Consider the following 21,771-nt stretch of genomic DNA (forward strand, 5'->3'; position numbering starts at 1 on the left):
GAAAATCCAAAAGGAGGGCGCGCCATGCTCAGCGTCGAAAACGTCAATCTTCACTACGGCGCCGCGCAGGCGCTGCGAAACGTGTCGATCACGGCCGAGATGGGCAAGATCACCTGCGTGCTCGGGCGCAATGGCGTCGGCAAGTCGAGCCTGCTTCGGGCGATCACCGGTCAGCATCCGGTCAGCGCCGGCGCGATCGACTTCAACGGCGCAGCACTCGCCGGCATGGCGCCCTATCGGCGGGCAAAAGAAGGCATCGGCTACGTCCCCCAGGGGCGTGAAATCTTCCCGCTGCTGACGGTCAAGGAGAACCTGGAGACCGGCTATGCGCCCCTGAAGCGCGGCGACCGCTCGATACCCGAGGATGTCTTCAACCTCTTTCCGGTGTTGCGCTCGATGCTTGGTCGCCGTGGCGGCGACCTCTCCGGCGGCCAGCAGCAGCAACTGGCGATCGGCCGGGCGCTGGTGACGCGACCGAAGATCCTTGTGCTCGACGAGCCGACCGAAGGCATCCAGCCCTCGATCATCAAGGATATCGGCCGGGCTATCCGCTATCTCAGGGATTCGACCGGCATGGCGATCCTCTTGGTCGAGCAGTATCTCGATTTCTGCCGCGAACTCGCCGACCACGTCTACATCCTCGATCGGGGCGCTGTGGTCCACGAGGGCGCAGCCGAAACGCTGGACACATCAGAGGCGCGCCGCCATCTGACGGTGTGATCGCATCCTGAACAGTTACACCTGCGGCGCTCCGGCGTTGGGTTTCGTGGCGTCCGAGGCAAGCGACTGCAGGCTCTTGAGGCAAAACCACCTTCTCAAGGGAGCGGAAATTCTCCCCCTGCCATAAAAGCGCCTTCTAAAATCACTAAATCTATGCAGTAACTGACGTATTTTATTGAGAATGGTGCAGTTTGGGTGTAGGACATCCTAAGCGAAAGAGTGCGGCCGTCACAACCCGTTACCCCCGGTAAATGCCGCGGGAAGGGCGTTGTGGCGGCTTTCCTTGTTCAGGAAAGTGAAGTGACATGTTGACCAAAAAAGGAAAATACGGGCTCAAGGCCCTTGTCGACCTGGCTCAACTGGAGCCCGGAGAGACCGCCTTCATCACCGAGATCGCCACGCGGAACAATATTCCGAAAAAGTTCCTGGACGCGATCCTGCTCGAACTGCGCAATGCCGGCATCCTGCGCTCGAAGAAGGGCCCGGGCGGCGGCTATTCGCTCTCCCGGCCAGCCTCCGACATCCGCATCGGCCAGGTCATCCGCACGCTCGACGGTCCCCTGGCACCGATCCGCTGCGCCAGCCGCACCGCGTTCGAGGCCTGCGACGACTGTGCCGATCCGGTCAACTGTCATGTGCGCAAGTCGATGAGCAACGTTCGCGACGCGATCGCCTCGATCCTCGACAACATGACGCTGGAGCAGTTCGCCGCCAACGACAACGCGACCGAGATCGTCGCCTTGAGGGACGCGGAGGCTGGCTGACCTTCGCGCAAAGGCCCGCTGTGGGGCCTGCGATCGCAAGATGCCGCTTGAGAACTGCAGCGTCACAGCTTTCTGATGATCGCGGCGGCTGCAGGCGGCGCTATGATTTCGAGCAGGCGCAGCAATCGCGCCTTGCCGACATGGATGCGGGTTGCGCCCGGCTCGAGCGCACGCAGGATTTCCTTCGCCGCATAGGCCGCGCTGACCTTGCCCTTTCCTCGCCCTGATGTCATCGGGGTATCGACGAGCGGCAGCACCACACCAACCACTTTGACCGCGCCTGCCTGGTGCTGGACGGAAAGCGCATCCGAAAACATGCGCAGCCCCGCCTTGGTGGCGCTGTAGACCGCCGACGTCGATTTCGGATAACGGGCGAGTGCTGAGCCGACATTGACGATGACGAAGGGGCGCCCGGGCGTCTTCGGCAGAAGCAGCCGCGACAGCAGCATCGGCGCGACGAGATTGGTATCGACTTCGTCCGCGATTTGTCCGGCGTCGTAATGCGGGTCGTCGAACCGGACATTGTGCTGGATGGCCGCGTTGTTGATGAGACCGTCGATCGGATCGCCGGCCATCTTGGCTCCGCAGGCGATGGCCGCGGCCCGATCGCAGAGATCGAGCACCCGCGTTTCGATCCTCCGGTTTCGCAGCGTCAAGTCCTCCAGTCGCTCCCGGTCGCGGCCAAGTGCTAGGACATCGTGTCCTCTCGCGGCCAGTTGCAGTGCGATCTCCCTGCCGATTCCCGAGCTTGCCCCGGTGACGACGTAGCGTGCCATGTGATCTATTTCCCGTTGTTGCGCAGTCGAATCTGCAACGGGAGGACGGGGATGGCATTAACCGAAGTTAAGCGCGCAGAGGGCGCTGCGATTTCGCTGTTCGAGCGCATCGCCCGGCATCCGCTTGCGCAGGCGGAGCGCCTGGCCGAGGCGATGCAGGTGCGCAGCGTGAGGGCTGGCGAAACGGTCTTCCATCAGGATGAGCCGCATCCCTATGTCTATGTGATCGAGCGCGGCCTGGTGAAGCTCACCTATCTGCGTGCCAATGGCGAGGAGTGGATCAAGTCCTTCGCCATCGAAGGGCGGTTCTTTGCGAGCCGCTCGGCGCTGGTGCCCGCCGGGCGGGCGAGCTTTTCGGCAATTGCGGTCGAGGAGAGCCGCCTCGAGAGAATTCCGTTCGTGACGCTGCAGGCGCTGGCCGACACCGACCTTGGCTGGTCGCGGATGATCCGAAGTGCGCTGATGATGCTTGCCGAGCGCAAGGAGCGCCGTGAACGCCAGTTCCTGACGCTTGATCCCGAGGAGCGCTATCGCGCACTGCTCGTCGAGGAACCGGAGGTGGTCGCACGGGTGCCGCAGAAGGACCTCGCCGGCTATCTCGGCATCACCCCGGTCGGCCTCAGCCGCATCGCCAAGCGAGTGCGGGCGGAGGCCGACACCAGGCTTAACCCGGGTTAATGCGCGGCATCCGACAAGGAGCGATACCAGGCACCGTTGCAACAACGGAGGCGCGACTTGACCAAACAGAAAACGGCATCGGATTTCTTGCTCTTCCTCAGATCCTGGGCGGCGAGACCGCTGGAGGTCGCGGCGATCGCGCCTTCGAGCAGACGGCTGGCGGTCGCCATGACCACCGAGATCGGACCGCTCTCCGGCAATGTGCTCGAACTTGGGCCTGGCACCGGAGCCTTCACGCGGGCACTGCTTCGCAACGGCGTTTACGAGGACAATCTCATCCTGGTGGAGCGCAATCCGGCTTTCGCTATGCTGCTGCGGGAGCGGTTCCCGAGCGCGACGCTGATCGAGGGCGACGCCCAGCACCTGGCCCTGCCGGCGGTGAAGTCCGTCGGGGCGGCGATCAGCGGCCTGCCACTTCTGTCCATGCCGGCGCAGACTGTGCGGGCGATCCTCGCCTCGGTCTTTCATCACCTTGCCGAGGATGGAAGCCTGTTCCAGTTCACCTATGGACCGCGATGCCCGATCTCGCTCCAGGTTCTGGGCGAGCTTGGGCTCAAGGCCTCCTTTCGGCGCTGGGTGCCGCTCAACCTGCCGCCTGCCAGCGTCTATCGCATTTCCCGGAATAGTGCCTGAGCGCGATGGCCCCGTTCCCGCCGGCGCGTGGGCGGCACCGGGTGGCAGGTAAGACTTTCTCGGGCTTCCGCCCAAGTCAAAATCCATTTGCTGTCATTGTCTATATAATAAGTTCATTATTACGCCTCAACCAAGGAGAGGCGGATGAGCAACGTACACTTCCTCAGAGAACCGGCGCCGGTGAACGCCGAACATGACGAAAGGCGACGGGAGCTTTTTGTCCGCGCCGAGGCGCTGTCAACCGATCTTGCCCGTCGGGGCGCCGAACTCGACCGGGTGGGCGCGCCGCCGCGCGAGGAGATCGAGGCGCTCCGCCAGGCTGGTCTGTTGACGGCGTTGCATTCGCCGGAGATCGGTGGGGCCGGCTTGAGCTGGATCGACGGGCTGCGGCTGGTGCGCATCGTCGCGCGCGGCGAAAGCTCGATCGGGCAATTGCTGGGCTACCACTACGTCAACAGCCAATACGTCTATTGGGCCGCCGCCGATCCCCGGCAAGCCTGGGTGCTGGGCGCCGAAACGGTCGAGCGGCAGCTCTACTGGGGTGCAGCCGTCAACCCGCGCGACCCCGGCCTGACGCTCGAGCGGCGCGGCGCGCACTACGTCTTGAACGGCCGCAAGACGTTTTCGACCGGCGCGCATGTCTCCGACCGCATCAACGTCAATGCCACACTCGACGGCAAGATCGCCAATTTCGTCGTGCCCACCGACCGTCCCGGCTATATCGCGAACGACGACTGGGACAATATCGGCCAGCGCCTGTCGGACAGCGGCAGCGTCGAGTTCCGCGACTTTCCGGTTTATGGGCGAGACTTCATCCAGGCGCTTGCCGAACCCTTAGATCCGCCACCGGTGCAGGCGACCTTCAACACGCCGCTGATCCAGCTCGTCTTCGTCAATTTCTATCTCGGCACGGCGCAGGGGGCGCTGGCAGCAGCGCTCGACTACGTCCGCAGCACAACGCGTCCCTGGGTGACGTCCGGCGTCGAGCGTGCCGGCGACGACCCCTATATCCTTGAGGCGATCGGCGAGCTCCAGACGAACCTGAAGGCGTCGGTTGCGCTGGCCGATGCGGCTGCGGCAGCGGTCGAAGCGGCCTTGTCCGAGGGCAGCTCGGTAACGGCCGAGGCGCGGGGCGCGGCGGCGATCGAGGCCTATGCGGCCAAGGTGCATTCCACCCACGTGGCGCTCGACGTGACGGCAAGGGTGTTCGAATTGATGGGCGCGCGCGCCACGGCTGGGCACTATCGCTTCGACCGCTACTGGCGCAATGTCCGCACCCACACGCTGCATGACCCGGTCGCCTACAAGGCGCGCGAGGTCGGCGACTTTGCGCTCAACGGACGGATCCCGCCGGTAAGCCTCTATAGCTGAACCTGACGCACAGGGTGACTGTGCGTAGAAAAACGCCGCCTGAACAAAGGTTCCGGCGGCGTTTCTTTGATGTCTTCGCTTAAGCGGAGGCCGCGATCGCTCGCCGCTGGCCGGCGAGGTCGCGATAGCCGGCGCCCGGGTGCGGCGCTGCAAGCCTCGGACCGGCCCCGAAGAGCTTTTCGCGGAGCGTGCCTTCGCGGTAGCCGGTCTTGTAGACGCCGCGCCTTTGCAGTTCCGGCACCAGCAGGTCGACGGCGTCTTCGAAGGTCCCGGGCGTGACGGCATAGGCAAGGTTGAAGCCGTCGACATCGGTGTCCTCGACCCATTCCTGCAGGAGATCGGCGACCGTCGAGGGCGAGCCGACGAAGACGGGGCCGAAGCCGCCGATACCCACCCAGTCGGCCATTTCGCGCACGGTCCACACCCGGTCCGGGTCGATGGTCGTAAAGGTCTCGACGGCCGATTGCACCGCGTTGGTGTAACGGTGGCGAAGCGGCTCGTCCGGGGCGAACTGGCCGAAATCGATGCCTGTCCAGCCGGAGATCAGCGCCAGGGCACCCTCGTAGGACACGTGGCTGCGGTATTCGTCGAACTTCTTCTTCGCCTCCGCGTCGGTTTCGCCGAGGATCACCGTCTGCAGATTGAAGGCGAGGATTTCGCGTGGGTTGCGGCCGGCGCGCGCGGCTGCCTCGCGGACATTGGCGACATAGCGCTTCAATACGGTTTTGGATGGCGCGGCGACGAAGATGCATTCGGCGTGCGCCCCGGCAAAGTCCTTGCCGCGGCTCGAAGAGCCTGCCTGGTAGAGCACGGGCGTGCGCTGCGGCGACGGTTCGCTCAGGTGAATGCCGGGAACAGTGAAGTGGCGGCCGTGATGGTTGATCGGATGCACCTTTTCCGGATGGGTGAAGATACCGCTTGCCCGATCGCGCACGATGGCGCCGTCCTCCCAGCTTCCTTCCCAGAGCTTGTAGCAGACCTCCAGATATTCCTCGGCGAGATCATAGCGGTCGTCGTGGCGCGCCTGCTGCGCCTGGCCGATGTTGAGCGCGCCGCTGTTGAGGTAGGAGGTGACGATGTTCCAGCCGACACGCCCCCGGGTCAGATGGTCGAGCGTCGAGATGCGGCGGGCGAAGGTATAGGGATGCTCGAAGGAGAGCGACGCCGTCAGCCCGAAGCCGAGATGCTCGGTCTCGTAGGCCATGGTCGGCACCAGTTGCAGCGGGTCGTTGACCGGGACCTGGGCCGAATGCCGAAGGGCTGCATCCGCATTGCCGTTCAGCACGTCATAGACGCCCAGCACGTCGGCGATGAACAGGCCGTCGAACTTGCCGCGCTCGAGCGTTTTTGCCAGATGCACCCAGTAATCGAGATCCCTGTAGCGCCAGGACTGGTCGCGCGGATGGGTCCAGAGCCCTGGCGACTGGTGGCCGACGCAGTTCATGTCAAAGGCATTCAGCCGGATTTCGCGGCTCATGGGGCTCTCCTTCGGGCAAGGTTGGGCGTTGCCCAAAGCGCCGGTCACGCCTCGGGACGATCGCGCGCGGTCGATGGGCTCAGAGTGCGCCGTTCTTCGGCGGCTTGATGCCGTTCAGGTGGTAGTTGCCGACAACGTGATGCTTCCAGCGCACCGGGTCGTGCAGCGTGTGGGTGCGGGCGTTTCGCCAATGGCGGTCGAGGTTGAGGCCGATCTTCGTCGATGCGGTGCCGGCGAGTTCGAAGAGCGTGTTGCTCGCTTCCAAGGCGATTTCGGTCGTCAGGACCTTTGCCGCGGCAACGGCAAGCGTCGCTTCGATCACGCTTTCCTCGGTACCGTTGATCTGGGCGACGTCGACCTTTTTGCCGGCACGCTCCACCGTGGCCGTTGCCGCCTCCAGGCGGATGGCAAGCTGGCCGATGCGGGCGATCGTCAACGGATCGTCGGCCGCCCGTTCGGCGCCACTGTCCATCCAGGGGCGCGCATGATTGCGGACAAAGTCGAGGGTTTCGGCAAAGGCTGCCCGGGCAATGCCGAGATCGATGCCGGCATGGATGATCTGGCCGACGCTACCGATCGTCGTCGGCCTTTCGAAGCCGCGGTGATGGCGCACCACCGCATCGGCGGCCACATAGACGTTCTGCAGCACGGTCGTGCCGCTGCCGGTCGTGCGCTGGCCGAAGCCGTCCCAGTCGTCGATGATCTGCAAGCCCTCCGCGCCGCGCGGCACGAAGGCCATGGTCAGCTTGTCGTTCGGATCAAGGGCGAAGATGACGATCCATTCGGCAAACAACACGCCGGTCGAATAATATTTGCGCCCGTTCAGACGGAAGCCGGGGCCGTCGGAGGAAAGCCGGGTCTCATAGTCGCCGACGGTTTTCGTGCCACGCTCCGAAAGGGCGTTGCCGAAACGGTCGCCGGTAAGCGCCCGGCCGAAGAAAAAGGCCTTTTGCTCCTCGGTGCCATCGGTGCGCAGCGCCTCGAGAATGTAGAAATGGTTCTGCGGGATCTGGCCGATCGAGGAATCCGCTTCCGAAAGGATGGCGGTGACTTCGGCAAGAACGGCATTGGAGACGTCTATGCCGTCATACTCCGGCGGCACGGTGATCGCCAGCAGGCCGGATTGGGCGAGCGCATCGAGCTCGTCGAAGGGCAGAATGCGATCCGTGTCCCGCTCGTTGGCACTCCCTGCAAATTCCGCCGCCAGCTCACGCGCGATCGACAGCGCTTCCTCTTCGCTTTCGATCCGGTGCGCCGGGGCTCTAGTTTTCTCGGAAAGCCGCGAGATCGTTCCCATGTGACTGCTCCCTGTCGATTGAGGTGCATATCAGTGAATTATCTGGCCTGATCGGGTAAGATAGTATATTCTATAGAAATTATCGATTTGAGTATTTCGTTTCGGCCTTGATGGCGACTTGGTGTTTACCTTCGGGTCGGGATGGGTAAGATCGATTCGGGGGAAGGCCAGGGAAGAGGACCCTGGTGATGCTCGGCGGCGTGTATGCTCACCGATTTCCCGCCAAAATTGACTGCGGCTCAGGGAACCATCGCCCGATTTGTGCATTTGCCTCATCGCCTGCAGTTTGACCCGTCGTGTGGCCCCAGAGTATCGGCCACCCGGCACGAACACAAACATATGCTGACAGAATTGGCCATTCGCGTTTCCCGGCCTTAACCACTGAAGGAGACACAAATGACGAATTTCCTGCCTGCTCTCCATGAAGGGCACGCCTCCATCACGCTGCAGAACCTGTTTCGTGATGCTCTGGAGGCCTATGATGACTGGGGCGCCAACATGCCCGAGCCCATCGTTGCGTTCGAAGGCAAGCGCATTCCCATCAGCGAGGTCTTCGACTGGATGAAACCTTGCAGCGACATCATGCCGGCAAACCTCATCGGCATCGTAACCGACCGGCTGAACAAGCCGTGGAGCGGTGAAGGGCCGCTCGACGCCATGACCGTCTCGACGGCCGCGCGTGTCATGTCGGTGCTGACGCGGCGGCAGCTGCGCAGCTTCGGTCGCGGCTCGATCGAGATCTTCGCCGACCGCTTCAACCATCCGGTCCACGCCAGCGCGTGAGACCGGTGACCTCAGGGGAGCGCGCGTGCGCGCTCCTCGTTCCCGGCGGGTATCCGTCACGGATTTCCCCGCACCTTGCCGACCCCTTCCTTGAAGCATCGCCTTCCCGTAAACACGAGGGGAGAGCAAGCGGATGTTCGAGCGGACCGGGGGCGGCGTGAATTTTCGACAATTGGAAGTGCTGCGCACGCTGTTGGCGACCGGATCGACGATTGCGGCCGCCAAGACGATGGGGCTCAGCCAGTCCGGCGTCAGCCGGCTGTTGCAGCAGCTCGAGGAAGAGCTGTCGCTGACGCTTTTTGCCCGTGACAAGGGCCGGCTGATTGCGACGCCCGAGGCGATGAAGCTCGCCGAGGATGCGGAGCATATCTTGCTCGGCATCGACCGGTTCACCAATCTGGCGCAGGACCTGCGCAGCGGCGCAGTCGGCCCAGAGGTCGTGCGCATCGGCCTGCCGAACAGCATGTCCGAGACCTTCGCCCCGGCGATGCTCGCCGACTATGCCAAGGATTTTCCCGGCGTGCGCGTCGAAACCTTCTTCGACACGACCGTTGCGATCGCCCGCCTCGTCGAGCAGCGCATCATCGATTTCGGCTTCCTGCGTTATGAGGGGCAGCTGAGCGCCGGTCTCGAAATGCAGCCGGTCGCAACCGGCCTCAGCGTCTGCGTCATGGAAAAGGGGCATGCGCTTTCGCAGCACGAAACCGTGACGCCGAAGGAACTGCGCGGCGTGCCCTTGATCCTGATCGGCCGCCGCCGGCCGACGCGGGTCATGCTCGACGAGATCTTCCGCAAGGCCGGCGTGCCGCAAAAGGTCAAGATCGAGACCCACAGCAACAGCTCGGCCTGCGCCTACGCGGCCTACGGCCTTGGGGTCGCGATCATCAGCAGCTTCTTTGCCAATCTGCACCGGCACCTACCGATCGAGATCCGTCCGTTTTCGCCACACCTCACCCAGGATTTCGGCGTCGCGACGGCGGCTGGCGTACCGCTGTCGCTTGCAGCCCAAGCCATGATTGACTGCCTCAAAAGGCAGGTCGCCGCTTCGCAGCAGCCGTGAGACAATGGCCTCAAGGTTGCGGCCATTGGCAATGGGACGGGCGCGACACTACATTGCCGGCCGATACGAACATTAGAGCGGATAAGATCATGTTTCAGGCAGCCACCATCGACACAGGCGACAAGCGCGCTTTCTACACGGAGCTGGCCCAGCAGCTCGAATCGCTGCTTCATGGCGAGCCGAACCTGATCGCCAACGCGGCCAATACGTCGGCGCTGATGTTCCAGACCATGCCGAGCCTCAATTGGGCGGGGTTTTATTTCCTCGAAACCGACGACGAACTCGTGCTGGCACCGTTCCAGGGCAAGCCTGCCTGTGTGCGCATCGCCGTCGGCCGCGGGGTCTGCGGAACGGCCGTCAAGGAAGACCGCTCGATCCTTGTGGAAGACGTCCATGCCTTTCCGGGGCACATCGCCTGCGATGCGGCCTCGCGCTCGGAACTCGTGGTTCCGGTGCGGCGTGACGGCCGGGTGATCGGCGTCATCGATCTCGACAGCCCGGAGCCTGCACGCTTCGACCGCGACGACCAGATCGGCATCGAAAAACTTGCGGCGATCTTCGCAGCGGCAATTGCATAGGGCCGCCGCCGTGGATGATCTGGCAAGGACTGACAGGCTTTTGCTTCGGGCCGCACCATGACGGATGCCGCTCAGCCCGTCGATGTCGAAACGCATGCGCGCGTGGCCCGCAAGATCGACATCGTCGTCATCGGCGCCGGGCAGGCGGGACTGTCTTCTGCCTATCACCTGGGCCGGCTCGGGCTGGCGCCTCACAGGCAATATGTCGTCATCGACCGGTCGCCACAGCCGGGCGGGGCCTGGCAGTTTCGCTGGCCGTCGCTGACCTTGAATACGGTCAACGGTATTCACGATCTTCCCGGCATGAGATTTTCCGAAGCGGTCGATACCAGCAAGGGCGAGGTTCACGCGGCCGTCGCCGTGCCGCAGTATTACGGCGCCTATGAGAAGGCATTCGGTCTGCCGGTCCGCCGGCCGGTGGCCGTCAAGGTCGTGTGCGACCGCGGCGAGCGCTTCAGGGTCGAGACGGACGACGGGGCATATGCCGCCCGCGGCATCATCAACGCGACCGGCACCTGGGAGGCCCCCTATATCCCGCCCTATCCGGGCGCGGAGCGCTTCAAGGGGCACCAGCTGCACACGAAGGATTATCAGTCGGCAGCGCAATTCGCGGGGCAGCATGTGCTGGTCGTCGGCGGCGGCATCTCCGCCATCCAGCTGCTCGATGAAATATCGCAGGTGACATCGACCACGTGGGTAACGCGGGAGGAGCCGGCCTTCCGCGACGAACCGTTTACGCCAGAGGTTGGACGCGCCGCCGTAGCCATGGTCGAGGACCGGGTTCGCCGCGGCCTGCCGCCGAGCTCGGTCGTCTCGGTGACGGGCATTCCGGTGACACCTGCGATCATGGCCGCACGCGCACGCGGCGCGCTCGAGCGCCAGCCGATGTTTGCCGAAATGACAGAAAACGGCGTGCGCTGGCCGGATGGACGCGAGGTGCCCGTCGACGTCATTCTCTGGAGCACCGGCTTCAGAAGCGCGCTCGATCACCTGGCGCCGCTGCAACTGCGCAATGCTGACGGCGGTATCCTGATGACCGGTCGGCTGGCGACTCAGGTGGCAAAAGACCCGCGCATCCATCTCGTCGGCTACGGGCCGTCGGCTTCCACCATCGGTGCGAACCGGGCAGGAGGCGCTGCCGCCCGCGAACTGGCCGATTTTCTTCATCTGACCTGACGGAAGCCGGCGCGATCGCGCCGGCTTCCTCGCCAGCGAGCAGCCGGGCAGCGCCCACTCGGTCGCGATGAAGTTGCATGCCCTTTTCATAGAGGTATGACATTTACTCATAATATTGCACGATTTTTTCCAATCGATCATAGTTCCTGCAACAAGAGAGCCGACGGGCGGGAGAATCGCGGTAACGCGTGCGGCCTGCCTCAGTACGGGGAACCCATGATCAAATTCATTCTCAATCGTCTCGTGATGGCGATACCGACGATCGTGATCGTCTCGGTTGCCGTCTTCACGCTTATCCGCCTCATTCCCGGTGATCCGGCAGCGCTGATGCTCGGCGATATGGCCGAACCGCAGCAGATTGCCGCGTTGCGCGCGGAGCTCGGTCTCGACCGCAGCATCCCGGAGCAATTCGTCATCTGGGCCGGCAACATTCTCTCCGGCGATTTCGGCACCTCGATCGTCACCGGCGAGCCGGTGCTGCATCTGGTCGTCACCCGCTTCTTCGTCAGCGCCGAAATCGTCGTCATCGCCGTGTTTCTCGCGAGCCTGATCGCGGTTCCGGCCGGCGTCATCGCCGCCTGGCGGCAGAACAGCCTGACCGACCTGGCGCTTGTCGGTTCGGCGACCGTGCTTCTGTCGATCCCGACCTTCTGGCTCGGTCTTCTCTTGCTGCTCGCCTTCGGCCTCAAGCTTGGCTGGCTGCCGGTGCTCGGCTACGTGCCGATCTCGGAGAACTGGAAGGCCGGCCTTCTCTATCTGGTGCTGCCGGTCATGACGCTTGTCATCCACGAGATGGGCGTGATCATCCGCATGGCCCGCGCCTCTACGCTCGAAGTGCTGCGGCTCGATTACATCACCCATGCCCGCGCCAAGGGGCTTTCGGAAAGTGCCGTTCTCTGGCGCCACGCCTTCAAGAACGCCTTCGGCCCGACCTGGACGATGATTGGCCTGATCCTCGGGAACCTGCTCGGCGGCATCGCCGTCATCGAGACGGTGTTCACCATTCCGGGTCTCGGCCGCCTGATGGTCGATGCGATCTTCCAGCGCGACTATCCGGTGATCCAGGGCTGCCTGCTGCTCGTCGCCTTCTCCTATGTCGTCGTCAATCTGGTGGTCGACCTCCTCTATCCTCTCTTCGATCCGCGGGTGGTGGCAGAATGAGAAAGCTCACTTTCAACGGCGCCATCGGCGGCGGCCTGATCGGCCTGCTGGTCATCACCGCCCTCATCGGCCTCTTCTGGACGCCTTATGATCCGATGGCGCTCGGCTTCACCGCGCGGCTTGCCGCACCCGGTGCAGCGCACTGGCTCGGCACCGACGAGTTCGGCCGCGATGTCGCCAGCCGCCTGATGGTCGGCGCCCGTGCCAGCGTCTGGATCGGCTTCCTGACAGTCACCTTCGCCGTCGTCTTCGGCACCTTCATCGGCATCGTCAGCGGCTATGCGCGCGGCTGGGTCGATGGCGTGATCATGGCGATCAACAACGCGCTCCTGGCCTTTCCCGGCATCCTGCTGGCGCTCGGCCTGCTCGCCGTCTTCGGCGCCAACCAGTACGGAATCATCTTCGCGCTCGGCATCGCCTATACGCCGTCAATGGCCCGCGTGGTGCGCGGAGCGGTGCTGTCGCTGCGCGAACGCGAGTTCATCGAGGCGTCGCGGGTGATGGGCAATGGCGAGATATATACGATGCTGCGCCATATCCTGCCGAACTGCGTCGCGCCGATCACGGTGCTTGCCACCTCGATGTTCGGCTGGGCGATCCTCTCGGAAAGCGCGCTTTCCTTCCTCGGTCTCGGCGTGCCGCCACCGGCACCCACCTGGGGAAACATGCTCGCCGCCGGCCGCCCCTTCATAGAACAGGCCGTCTGGCTCGGTTTCTTCCCCGTTCTCTGCATCGCTCTCACTTTGCTCGGCATCAACCTTCTGGGCGACGCGCTACGCGACCGTCTCGACCCCCGCATGCGAGGCCTGAAATGACCGGCAATCCTCTTCTCAGTGTCCAGTGCCTTTCGCTCGCCGTCACTCACTCCGGCAACCAGGTAGTGAAGAACGTCAGCTTTGACGTCGCGCCCGGCGAAATCGTCGGCATCGTCGGCGAAAGCGGCTCCGGCAAGACACTGGCGACACGCGCGATCATCGGGCTCATTCCGCCGGCCGTCCGCCGTATCGGCGGCACGATCCTCTACCGGGGTAAGGATGTGCTCGGCATGAAGGACCGGGATCTCCGCCAGCTTCGCGGCGGGGAGGTCGGCGTCGTCTTCCAGGAGCCGATGACCTCGCTCAACCCGTCGATGACCATCGGCCGGCAGCTCGAGGAAGGGCTGATCCTGCACACAAAGATGTCGGTCGAGGAGCGCCGCACGGCGATCCTCTCGATGCTTGGTCGCGTCGGCATACGCGAGCCGGAGCGGGCGTTGACCGCCTATCCGCACGAGTTCTCCGGCGGCATGCGCCAGCGCATCATGCTCGCCTCGGTGATGCTGTTGAAGCCAGCCTTGCTGATCGCAGACGAGCCGACGACCGCGCTCGATGCCGTCGTCCAGCGCGACGTCATGGAGCTGATGGTCGAGTTGACCCAGGCCGAGGGCACTGCAGTGCTGCTCATCAGCCACGACCTGCCGATGGTCGCCCGCTACACCAACCGTTTCGTGGTGATGGAAAAGGGCGTCGTCGTCGAGCAGGGGCTGACCGAGGAGATCCTGCAAGCACCGCAGCATCCCTATACCCGCAAGCTGCTTTCGTCGCTGCCGTTCCGCGGCGCGGCGCGTGAGCTCGACATGACCCGCACGCCGATGGTTTCGGCGCGCAATATTGTCGTCGAGTATCCCGGCCGCAAGGGTCTCTTCCGCAGGCACGAGCCGAAGCGCGCGCTGCACGGCGTCAGCGTCGATATCCATGTCGGCGAGGTCGTGGCACTGGTCGGCGGTTCCGGCTCTGGCAAGACGACGCTCGGCCGCACCATCGCAGGCCTCGTCCAGCAGGCCGAAGGCGACATCCTGTTCCAGGGCCGCGAGCGCAGCGCCGACTGGCGCGATTATAGGCTGAACTGCCAGATGGTCTTCCAGGATCCCTATTCGTCGCTCGATCCGCGCATGACCATTCAGGCGCTCGTCGAGGAAGCGCTGCGGCTGGTGCCGGACCTCGATACGCCGGCCAAGCGTCGCCGTGCGCTCGAAACGCTTGAGGAAGTCGGGCTCAGCGCCGATTTCGCCAATCGCTATCCGCATGAGCTCTCGGGCGGCCAGCGCCAGCGTGTGGCTATCGCCCGCGCCATCGCACGGCGGCCAAAATTCCTGATCGCCGACGAGCCGGTGTCGGCGCTCGACGTAACCGTCCGCTCGCAGGTGCTGGAACTCTTCTCGAACCTGCAGAAGCGCTACGGCTTCTCGTGCCTGTTCATCAGCCACGACCTCGGCGTCGTCGAGCAGGTCGCCGACCGCGTCATCGTCATGCAGGACGGGCGCATCATCGAAGAAGGCGACCGCGACCGGATCTTCGATGCGCCGAAGGAGGCCTATACCCGCAAGCTGCTGTCGGCGATCCCGGCGCTCGATCTCAACCAGACCGGTGGCGTCACCCTCAAATGGCGGCTGGAGGCCTGAGATGAGCACGGAAATCAAGACCGGTGCGATCGCGGCCGAACTCCACGCGATCGCCGACGCGGAGCCCTTCGTCACCCGCTTCCTCGTGCGCAATCTCCAGACCGGTGAAACCATCGGCCGTGGCGAGGGTGAGGAAACACCATCTGCCAGCACCCGCAAGACCTCGATCATGATGGCGGCGCTGAAGGCGGTGGCAGAAGGCCGGCTTCATCTTGACGAGCGCATCACCTACGAAGCACGGCTCGCCCAGGAAGTGGCGAGCGGCATGTTCCGCTACCTGACGCCTGGAATCGTCATTTCGCTGCGCGACGCGATCGTCGGCATGATGGTTCTGAGCGACAATGTCTGCACCAAGATGGTGTTCGAGCGGCTGACGCTTGAAGAGGTCGACGGCTATTGCAAGGCGCTCGGCATGGTGGGCACGCACCATCGCTTCCTCATTCCGCCGCTGGCGCTCAAACCCGATCATTCGCTGGCCGACGTCACGACGACGACGGCTGCCGACCAGGTGATGCTGCTGGAACTGATCCTCGCCGCCGAGCACGATGCCGCTGCTGCCGCCAGGCTTGGCATCACGGTCGAGCTCGCCGCCTTCGCTGTGCAGACGCTGAAGAACCAGGTTTTGCGCTATGGCATCCGCTCGCGGCTGCCCTTCGATACGGTCGCCGCCTGCAAGGGTGGTCGCGGCAAACGCGGCCGCATGGATGCCGGCGTCGTCTATCGCGACGGCAAGCCGCTCTATGCGATCGCCGCCTTCACCGACGGTGTACCCGCGCTGATGCCCGACGGCACGCCCGGCTACACCATCGCGCTCGAAACCATCGGCAAGCTGTCACAGGCCTGCTGGCACGCCTTTTGAACCGACAACACCAACAATCAGAAAAGAGAGAGGAACCATGAAAACCATACTTCTTGCCGGAACCATGCTGATGAGCGCGATCGCGCTCGGCCATGCGCGTGACCTGACGGTCGCCCAGAGCTCGGACATCCGCAGCAACGAGCCCGGCGTCAACCGCGACGGCAACACCGACTCGGTGATCTTCCACATCGTCGAAGGTCTGGTCGGCTACGCCGAGAACGGCGAAGTGAAGCCGCTGCTCGCGAAAAGCTTCGAGGTTTCGCCCGATGGCCTGACCTATACGTTCAAGCTGCGCGACGACGTGAAGTTCCACAACGGTAAGGCGCTGACCGCGGAAGACGTGGTCTGGAACTGGAACCGCTACATGAAGCCGGAGACCAAGTGGACCTGCGCCGGCGACTTCGACGGCAGCAAGTCGATCAAGGTGACGAGCGTCGCCGCAGCCGACGCCTCCACCGTCACCATGAGTATCGAGAAGCCTTCGGCCGTCTTTCTCGGCCTGATGGCCCGGCCCGAATGCGGCTACACCGGCATCGTCTCCCAAGATTCCGTCGGCGCCGACGGCGCTTACACTGCGCCCATCGGCACCGGCCCGTTCAAGTGGACGGAATGGAAGAAGGGCGAATATGTCCGGCTCGAAAAGAACGCCGACTACGTCTCACCCGCCAATGACGGCAAGCCCGATGGCATGGTCGGCTCGAAGCGGCCGCTCGTCGACGGCATCAAGTTCATGGTGATCCCGGACGCCTCGACCGTGAAGACCGGCCTGCTTTCGGGCGCGCTCGACACCGCAGAAGTCTCGGCCGATCTCATTGCCGAGTTCAAGGACAGCGACACGATGCAACTCATCGTCAAGCGCAACAACGGCAAGAACCTGCTTTACTTCCAGACCCGCGACAAGATCCTGAGCAACGTTGCGGTTCGCCGCGCCATGGCCGAAGCGCTCGACCTCGACCAGCTCGTCGCCGCTGTTTCCAACGGCACCGGCGAAGCCAACGCATCGATGGTCTCGGCCGACTCGATCTTCTACTCCGACGTCCAGAAGAAGAAGATCCCGATGGATCTCGAAAAAGCGAAGAAGAACCTGGCTGATGCCGGCTACAACGGCGAGCCGATCACCATCATCGCCAACAAGCGCGGCAACGTGCCGAGCTTCCCCGCTGCCGTCGTCGCCCAGGCGATGATGCAGCAGGTGGGCCTCAACGTGCAGATCGAAGTGCTCGACTACGCGACCCAGGTCGATCGCCGCCGTTCCGGCAACTATCAGGTGATCTCGCAGTCGGTGTCGCCGCGTCTCGATCCGGCGTTGATGTACAGCTTCTACGTCGGCAACAAGGACAAGAACGCCTCGCTGATGTGGGACAACCCAAAGGCGGTTGAACTGATGAAGGCGGCCTATGTCGAGGCCGACCAGGCCAAACGCCAGGCGATCTTCGACGAGTTCCACCAGCTGATGCTCGACGAAGTCCCCGGCATCTTCATGTACGACATGGTCGACATCTGGGGCGCCACCAAGAAGCTGCACGGCCAGCCGGTCTGGCAGTCCAACACCCGCCTCTGGGAAGTGACGCTCGACGACTGATGCGGGCGTAGTCCGTTTTCCCCAGCGGATGGCGGCCGTTTGCCGCCCTCCGCACCTCCTTAGACAAAACTGCTGATGCGACCGCGCCCCGCGCCGTCGCAAAAGGATGATTGATGCCAAATCCAGCCGCCCGGACCGCCCTTGTCGACACGATCGAAGCGCTTAAGCCCGAATTCGCCGCAATGAGCGACACGATCTGGGACCATGCGGAACTGAGTTTTCATGAGGAAAAGTCCGTAGCAACGCAGATCGTCATGCTGGAGAAGCATGGGTTTCGCGTGTCGCGCGGACTGGCGGACATCGATACCGCCTTCGTCGGCGAGAGCGGGCAGGGCCTGCCGGTGATCGCCTTTCTTGGTGAGTTCGACGCGCTTGCGGGTCTGAGCCAGGTGGCCGGCGTCGCCGAGGCGAAAGCGCTCACTGAGGGCGGTACGGGCCATGGTTGCGGTCACAATCTGCTCGGCACGGGTTCGCTGCTCGCTGCCGTCGCGCTTGCCCGCTACCTCAAGGACAACGACTTGCCGGGTACGGTGCGCTATTACGGCTGCCCCGGCGAGGAGGGCGGTTCCGGCAAGACCTTCATGGCACGCGCCGGCATCTTCGCTGATGTCGATACGGCGCTGACCTGGCACCCGGCACCCTTCAACGGCGTACGCTCGACCAACAATCTCGCCGTTCTTGAAATCTATTACCGCTTCAAGGGCGTCGCCGCGCACGCATCGAACGGTGCCCATCTCGGCCGCAGCGCGCTCGACGCGCTGGAACTGATGAATGTCGGCGTCAACTTCCTGAGGGAGCATATGCCGCAGGATTGCCGCGTGCACTATGCGATCACCGATGCCGGCGGCAAGGCGGCAAACGTCGTCCAGGCCCGCGCCGAGGCGCTCTATCTCGTGCGGGCGCCGCAGATGCCGGAGGCCTTAGCGCTCGCTGCCCGCATCGACAAGATCGCCAAGGGGGCGGCGATGATGACGGAGACCGAGGTCGAGATCGTCTTTGACCGGGCGGCGACCAATCTGCTGCCCAACATCGCGCTGGAAACGGCGATCCACGACAACATGGCGGCGCTCGGGCCGGTTCCCTTCGACGAGGCCGATATCGCCTTTGCCAAGGACATCCAGAAGACGCTGACGCAGGAAGCAATTTCGAGCAGCATCCGGCTTTACCAGATCAAGGGCGATGTATTTGCGAACAGCCGCATGGACGGTTCGACCGGTCTGCATCTCGGCCTTCGCGATTTCGAGGGCCAGTCGCATTTCCGCGCCGGCTCGACCGATGTCGGCGACGTCAGCTGGATCACGCCGACCGCGCAATGCTGGGCGCCCGCCTGGGCGATCGGCACGGCGCCGCACACCTGGCAGGTGGTGGCGCAGGGCAAGAGCCCGGCCGCCCACAAGGCTTTCGCCCACGCGGCAAAATCACTGGCCACGACCGGCCTCGACCTGATCCTCGATGCCGATCTTTTGGCACGGGCAAAGGCCGAGTGGCGTGAAAAGACCGAGGGCAAGCCCTACCAATGCCCGATCCCGGATCATATCGGTCCGAAACTCTGAAATCATTTTTTCGATGCCTGCAAACGCCCGCGCCACCCCGCGGGCGTTTCGTTTTGTCGGCGTCCGGAACGTCTGCCCGGCGAGTGCACGCGCCTTTGAATGGCGCCAGACTCTTGACGCGAATCGCAGGCTCCGGCATCTCTGTTACGGAGTTTTCCGAATAAGTGCCGATTGGCCGTATTTGAATTGAATCTCTGTTAGCGTGATGTGGCGTCGTTGGGCCGCTGACGCGCGCAAGGAGTATGGCAGAATGAATATGACGGCAACCCAGGCAAGACAGGACGCGGGTCACTCCCAGGCACGCCGTCCGGCCGACGAAGCGATCGCGGCCGATGCCCGCGCGCTTTCCGAACAGTTGAAGGCGATGCGCGAGCGCCTGTTCGCGCCGACGGCGATGAAGACATTGCGCAGCTTCACCTCGGGCGAGGCGGCCAAGCTGATCGGCGTTTCTGACGGCTATCTGCGCCAGCTCTCGCTTGCCGGTGAAGGCCCGCAGCCCGATACCGGGCTTGGCGGCCGCCGCTCCTATTCACTCTCCGACATCAATGCGCTTCGCCGGCACTTGGCCGAACAGGCGCTTGCCAAGGGCAACGCCGCCAAGGCGCGCAGCTATCTCAAGTGGCGCGATGCGGAAGCAGGCGAACACCTGCAGGTGATCTCGGTCACCAACTTCAAGGGCGGCTCCGGCAAGACCACATCGTCGGTGCATATCGCGCAATATCTGGCGTTGACCGGCCACCGCGTGCTCGCCGTCGACCTCGACCCGCAGGCCTCGCTGTCCGCACTCTTCGGTTACCAGCCGGAACTCGACCTTACCGGCAACGACACGCTCTATGGTGCGATCCGCTACGACGCCGAGGCGCGGCCGTTGAAGGACATCATCCGCAAGACCTATTTCGACGGCCTCGATCTCGTGCCGGGAAATCTCGAGCTGCAGGAGTTCGAGCACACGACGCCGCAGGCACTGAGCGCCCGTCACAATGGCACGGACGCTGGCCCGCTGTTCTTCGCCCGCGTGCAGGCCGCCCTTGCGAGCGTCGCCGACGACTATGACGTCGTCATCATCGACTGCCCGCCGCAGCTCGGCTATCTGACGCTGTCAGCGCTCTGCGCCTCGACGTCCGTCGTCGTCACCGTGCATCCGCAGATGCTCGACGTCGCCTCGATGAACCAGTTTCTCTACATGACATCGGACCTCCTGAGCGTCGTGCGCGAGGCCGGTGGCGAACTCAACTTCGACTTCCTGCGCTACCTCGTCACCCGCTTCGAGCCGAACGACGGGCCGCAGGCCCAGATTGTCGGCTTCATGCGTTCGCTCTTCGGCGACCGGGTGTTGACCTCGGCCATGGTGAAGTCCACCGCGGTTTCCGATGCCGGCCTGACGAAGCAGACGCTCTACGAGGTCGGACGCGAGAATTTTACCCGCGCCACCTATGACCGCGCGATCGAATCGCTGAACGCCGTCAACGGCGAGATCGAAACGCTCATTCACGCGGCCTGGGGGCGCTGACCGACATGGCTGGCAACCGCAAGAACGAACTGCGCGCACTCTTTTCCGGCAATGTCGCCGCGGCGGCGCCAGCCGCGGAAGCGGATGACAAGGCGCCCGCCGCACCAAGCGTGCAGCCGGCAAAGCCAGTCGTGGTCCCCGCCGCCCAAGCCGACGTGCCGCGGGCGGCCTCCGGCGCGATCAAGGCCATGGGGCTTTCGCTTGGGAGTATCACCCGCGAGGCGGAAGAGGCCCGCGCGCTGCGCGAGGCCCTGCATCAGGGCGAGCGCGTCGTCGAGCTTGATCCGGAGCTGATCGATGCGTCTTTCGTCGGCGACCGCCTGACCGACGGCGAGACCGACGATCCGGAATTCCTGGCGCTCGCCGACAGTATCCGCGACAGCGGCCAGCAGTCGCCGATCCTGGTGCGCCCGCACCCGCAGAAGCAAGGCCGCTACCAGACCGCCTACGGCCATCGTCGTCTCAATGCCGTGCGCAGCCTCGGCATCAAGGTCAAGGCCATCGTCCGGCCGCTGACTGACGACGAGCTGGTGCTGGCGCAGGGCAAGGAAAACGCCGAGCGGCGCAACCTGTCCTTCATCGAGCGTGCCATGTTTGCGTCGGCGCTCGCCGACCGCGGCTTCGACCGCAAGGTGATCGGCGAGGCGCTCGCAGTGCAGAAGAGCGAGCTGTCGCGCCTCTTGCAGGTGGCCGAAGGCGTGCCGCCGGCGATTGCCCGCGCGATCGGCCCGGCACCGAAGGTCGGCCGCGAACGCTGGATGGCCTTTGGCGCGCTGCTTGAGGACATGGTGACCGTCGAACTGGCGCAAGAGGAGTGCCGCTCGCGCCGCTTCCTCGAAGCCGAAAGCGACCAGCGGTTCCAGATCGTCTTCGCGCGCCTGTCGCGCAAACCGAAGCCGGACGCAGCGGCCAAGCCGGAGACGCTGGTCGACGCCGGCGGACGCGCGTTTGCCAAGCTCAAGCGCGACGGCAAGAATGCCCGCATCGAGTTCTCAGTCGATGTCGATCCAGCCTTCATCGACGAGGTCGTCGAACTGCTTGCCAAGCAGCATGCGGTGTTCGCGGCGGGCCGCGAAGGCTGAACGAAGTCTGCCCTTCTGAAAGTTCCAACCGGGCCTGCGTGACGCTCTCACGCGGGCCCGATTCGTTTTCCCGGCGGAGCCGATGGCAGGCCGCCGCGAGCATCCCCGTGCGATCGCCGCTATCGCCTCCATCCAAGAAATATTTTCGGCCGTGTGAGGCCGGCGACGGGATGTCGCGGCGGCCTTGGGGCGTCGGGCATTGCCGTTGCATGGAGCCCACAGAAAGGCAGCAATCGACCACGGATCCCGGTTCGAAACGGGGCGTTGGAAG

Annotated in this window: 20 protein-coding genes; 17 read left to right on the forward strand and 3 right to left on the reverse strand. The window is 64.0% G+C overall.

All coding sequences use genetic code 11. The features are described from left to right. Positions 1–24 precede the first annotated feature (24 nt). Both urtE and BLU15_RS17810 read left to right on the forward strand, forming a co-directional pair. Positions 25–720, forward strand: coding sequence for an urea ABC transporter ATP-binding subunit UrtE (gene urtE, locus BLU15_RS17805; protein ID WP_029742910.1), 696 nt, complete (start codon positions 25–27; stop codon positions 718–720). A 305-nt stretch (positions 721–1,025) separates the two neighbouring features. Then, positions 1,026–1,484 (forward strand): RrF2 family transcriptional regulator, encoded by a 459-nt coding sequence (locus BLU15_RS17810; RefSeq protein WP_060522010.1) that lies wholly within the window; start codon positions 1,026–1,028, stop codon positions 1,482–1,484. Positions 1,485–1,546: 62 nt separating this feature from the next. Here BLU15_RS17810 and BLU15_RS17815 read toward each other — a convergent pair whose 3' ends face one another. Further along, positions 1,547–2,260: an SDR family NAD(P)-dependent oxidoreductase gene (locus BLU15_RS17815; protein WP_090296868.1), complete on the reverse strand. Its 714-nt coding sequence runs from the start codon at positions 2,258–2,260 to the stop codon at positions 1,547–1,549. Between the two features lie 51 nt (positions 2,261–2,311). Here BLU15_RS17815 and BLU15_RS17820 point away from each other — a divergent pair, with 51 nt between their 5' ends. The 3 genes from BLU15_RS17820 (at position 2,312) to BLU15_RS17830 (ending at position 4,942) form a co-directional block, all read left to right on the forward strand. Further along, positions 2,312–2,938: a Crp/Fnr family transcriptional regulator gene (locus BLU15_RS17820; RefSeq protein ID WP_090296871.1), complete on the forward strand. Its 627-nt coding sequence runs from the start codon at positions 2,312–2,314 to the stop codon at positions 2,936–2,938. A gap of 57 nt (positions 2,939–2,995) precedes the next feature. Then, a complete protein-coding gene (locus tag BLU15_RS17825; protein WP_090296873.1) occupies positions 2,996–3,571 on the forward strand; it encodes a class I SAM-dependent methyltransferase in 576 nt (191 codons plus the stop codon). A gap of 144 nt (positions 3,572–3,715) precedes the next feature. Further along, entirely contained in the window at positions 3,716–4,942 is a 1,227-nt protein-coding gene (locus BLU15_RS17830; RefSeq protein ID WP_090296875.1) for an acyl-CoA dehydrogenase family protein, read from the forward strand. Positions 4,943–5,021: 79 nt separating this feature from the next. On the opposite strand, the gene BLU15_RS17835 is transcribed toward BLU15_RS17830, so the two are convergent. Together BLU15_RS17835 and BLU15_RS17840 are read right to left on the reverse strand one after the other, a co-directional pair. Next, positions 5,022–6,419 (reverse strand): LLM class flavin-dependent oxidoreductase, encoded by a 1,398-nt coding sequence (locus BLU15_RS17835; RefSeq protein ID WP_090296877.1) that lies wholly within the window; start codon positions 6,417–6,419, stop codon positions 5,022–5,024. A 79-nt stretch (positions 6,420–6,498) separates the two neighbouring features. After that, on the reverse strand, positions 6,499–7,716 hold the full coding sequence (locus BLU15_RS17840; RefSeq protein ID WP_090296882.1) for an SfnB family sulfur acquisition oxidoreductase: 1,218 nt from the start codon (positions 7,714–7,716) through the stop codon (positions 6,499–6,501). 396 nt (positions 7,717–8,112) lie between these two features. Here BLU15_RS17840 and BLU15_RS17845 point away from each other — a divergent pair, with 396 nt between their 5' ends. The 12 genes from BLU15_RS17845 to repB all read left to right on the forward strand — a co-directional run bounded on the left by BLU15_RS17845 (position 8,113) and on the right by repB (position 21,500). Continuing rightward, on the forward strand, positions 8,113–8,499 hold the full coding sequence (locus BLU15_RS17845) for a BRA0787 family protein (RefSeq protein ID WP_034805768.1): 387 nt from the start codon (positions 8,113–8,115) through the stop codon (positions 8,497–8,499). 157 nt (positions 8,500–8,656) lie between these two features. Beyond that, positions 8,657–9,559: a LysR family transcriptional regulator gene (locus BLU15_RS17850; protein WP_090296988.1), complete on the forward strand. Its 903-nt coding sequence runs from the start codon at positions 8,657–8,659 to the stop codon at positions 9,557–9,559. A gap of 89 nt (positions 9,560–9,648) precedes the next feature. Then, a complete protein-coding gene (locus BLU15_RS17855; protein WP_090296885.1) occupies positions 9,649–10,137 on the forward strand; it encodes a GAF domain-containing protein in 489 nt (162 codons plus the stop codon). Positions 10,138–10,194: 57 nt separating this feature from the next. After that, the gene (locus tag BLU15_RS17860; RefSeq protein WP_090296886.1) at positions 10,195–11,313 is read left to right on the forward strand and encodes an NAD(P)-binding domain-containing protein; all 1,119 of its coding nucleotides are present in this window, start codon (positions 10,195–10,197) and stop codon (positions 11,311–11,313) included. 216 nt (positions 11,314–11,529) lie between these two features. Then, positions 11,530–12,474 carry an ABC transporter permease gene (locus tag BLU15_RS17865; protein ID WP_090296888.1) on the forward strand — a complete coding sequence of 315 codons (945 nt, stop codon included), beginning with the start codon at positions 11,530–11,532 and terminating at the stop codon, positions 12,472–12,474. Next, entirely contained in the window at positions 12,471–13,289 is an 819-nt protein-coding gene (locus BLU15_RS17870; protein ID WP_090296890.1) for an ABC transporter permease, read from the forward strand. The genes BLU15_RS17865 and BLU15_RS17870 overlap by 4 nt, the downstream gene beginning before the upstream one ends. Next, on the forward strand, positions 13,286–14,914 hold the full coding sequence (locus BLU15_RS17875; RefSeq protein ID WP_090296893.1) for an ABC transporter ATP-binding protein: 1,629 nt from the start codon (positions 13,286–13,288) through the stop codon (positions 14,912–14,914). Before BLU15_RS17870 ends, BLU15_RS17875 begins: the two co-directional genes overlap by 4 nt. Before the next feature lies 1 nt (position 14,915). Further along, the gene (locus tag BLU15_RS17880) at positions 14,916–15,773 is read left to right on the forward strand and encodes a serine hydrolase (protein WP_090296895.1); all 858 of its coding nucleotides are present in this window, start codon (positions 14,916–14,918) and stop codon (positions 15,771–15,773) included. 37 nt (positions 15,774–15,810) lie between these two features. Further along, positions 15,811–17,355 (forward strand): ABC transporter substrate-binding protein, encoded by a 1,545-nt coding sequence (locus tag BLU15_RS17885; RefSeq protein ID WP_090296898.1) that lies wholly within the window; start codon positions 15,811–15,813, stop codon positions 17,353–17,355. A 113-nt stretch (positions 17,356–17,468) separates the two neighbouring features. After that, positions 17,469–18,908 carry a M20 family metallopeptidase gene (locus tag BLU15_RS17890; RefSeq protein ID WP_090296901.1) on the forward strand — a complete coding sequence of 480 codons (1,440 nt, stop codon included), beginning with the start codon at positions 17,469–17,471 and terminating at the stop codon, positions 18,906–18,908. 250 nt (positions 18,909–19,158) lie between these two features. Next, on the forward strand, positions 19,159–20,418 hold the full coding sequence (repA, locus tag BLU15_RS17895) for a plasmid partitioning protein RepA (protein ID WP_034805794.1): 1,260 nt from the start codon (positions 19,159–19,161) through the stop codon (positions 20,416–20,418). Positions 20,419–20,423: 5 nt separating this feature from the next. Continuing rightward, positions 20,424–21,500 (forward strand): plasmid partitioning protein RepB, encoded by a 1,077-nt coding sequence (gene repB, locus BLU15_RS17900; protein WP_090296903.1) that lies wholly within the window; start codon positions 20,424–20,426, stop codon positions 21,498–21,500. Positions 21,501–21,771 lie beyond the last annotated feature (271 nt).

It is taken from the genome of Ensifer sp. YR511, from assembly GCF_900103045.1.
Lineage (GTDB): Bacteria > Pseudomonadota > Alphaproteobacteria > Rhizobiales > Rhizobiaceae > Ensifer > Ensifer adhaerens.

Excerpts from the sequence above, each read along its gene's own strand:
- urtE (WP_029742910.1), top strand. The coding sequence starts at position 25 with ATGCTCAGCGTCGAAAACGTCAATCTTCACTACGGCGCCGCGCAGGCG.
- BLU15_RS17810 (WP_060522010.1), top strand. The coding sequence starts at position 1,026 with ATGTTGACCAAAAAAGGAAAATACGGGCTCAAGGCCCTTGTCGACCTG.
- BLU15_RS17815 (WP_090296868.1), bottom strand. The coding sequence starts at position 2,260 with ATGGCACGCTACGTCGTCACCGGGGCAAGCTCGGGAATCGGCAGGGAG.
- BLU15_RS17820 (WP_090296871.1), top strand. The coding sequence starts at position 2,312 with ATGGCATTAACCGAAGTTAAGCGCGCAGAGGGCGCTGCGATTTCGCTG.
- BLU15_RS17830 (WP_090296875.1), top strand. The coding sequence starts at position 3,716 with ATGAGCAACGTACACTTCCTCAGAGAACCGGCGCCGGTGAACGCCGAA.
- BLU15_RS17835 (WP_090296877.1), bottom strand. The coding sequence starts at position 6,419 with ATGAGCCGCGAAATCCGGCTGAATGCCTTTGACATGAACTGCGTCGGC.
- BLU15_RS17840 (WP_090296882.1), bottom strand. The coding sequence starts at position 7,716 with ATGGGAACGATCTCGCGGCTTTCCGAGAAAACTAGAGCCCCGGCGCAC.
- BLU15_RS17845 (WP_034805768.1), top strand. The coding sequence starts at position 8,113 with ATGACGAATTTCCTGCCTGCTCTCCATGAAGGGCACGCCTCCATCACG.
- BLU15_RS17855 (WP_090296885.1), top strand. The coding sequence starts at position 9,649 with ATGTTTCAGGCAGCCACCATCGACACAGGCGACAAGCGCGCTTTCTAC.
- BLU15_RS17860 (WP_090296886.1), top strand. The coding sequence starts at position 10,195 with ATGACGGATGCCGCTCAGCCCGTCGATGTCGAAACGCATGCGCGCGTG.
- BLU15_RS17865 (WP_090296888.1), top strand. The coding sequence starts at position 11,530 with ATGATCAAATTCATTCTCAATCGTCTCGTGATGGCGATACCGACGATC.
- BLU15_RS17870 (WP_090296890.1), top strand. The coding sequence starts at position 12,471 with ATGAGAAAGCTCACTTTCAACGGCGCCATCGGCGGCGGCCTGATCGGC.
- BLU15_RS17875 (WP_090296893.1), top strand. The coding sequence starts at position 13,286 with ATGACCGGCAATCCTCTTCTCAGTGTCCAGTGCCTTTCGCTCGCCGTC.
- BLU15_RS17880 (WP_090296895.1), top strand. The coding sequence starts at position 14,916 with ATGAGCACGGAAATCAAGACCGGTGCGATCGCGGCCGAACTCCACGCG.
- BLU15_RS17885 (WP_090296898.1), top strand. The coding sequence starts at position 15,811 with ATGAAAACCATACTTCTTGCCGGAACCATGCTGATGAGCGCGATCGCG.
- BLU15_RS17890 (WP_090296901.1), top strand. The coding sequence starts at position 17,469 with ATGCCAAATCCAGCCGCCCGGACCGCCCTTGTCGACACGATCGAAGCG.
- repA (WP_034805794.1), top strand. The coding sequence starts at position 19,159 with ATGAATATGACGGCAACCCAGGCAAGACAGGACGCGGGTCACTCCCAG.
- repB (WP_090296903.1), top strand. The coding sequence starts at position 20,424 with ATGGCTGGCAACCGCAAGAACGAACTGCGCGCACTCTTTTCCGGCAAT.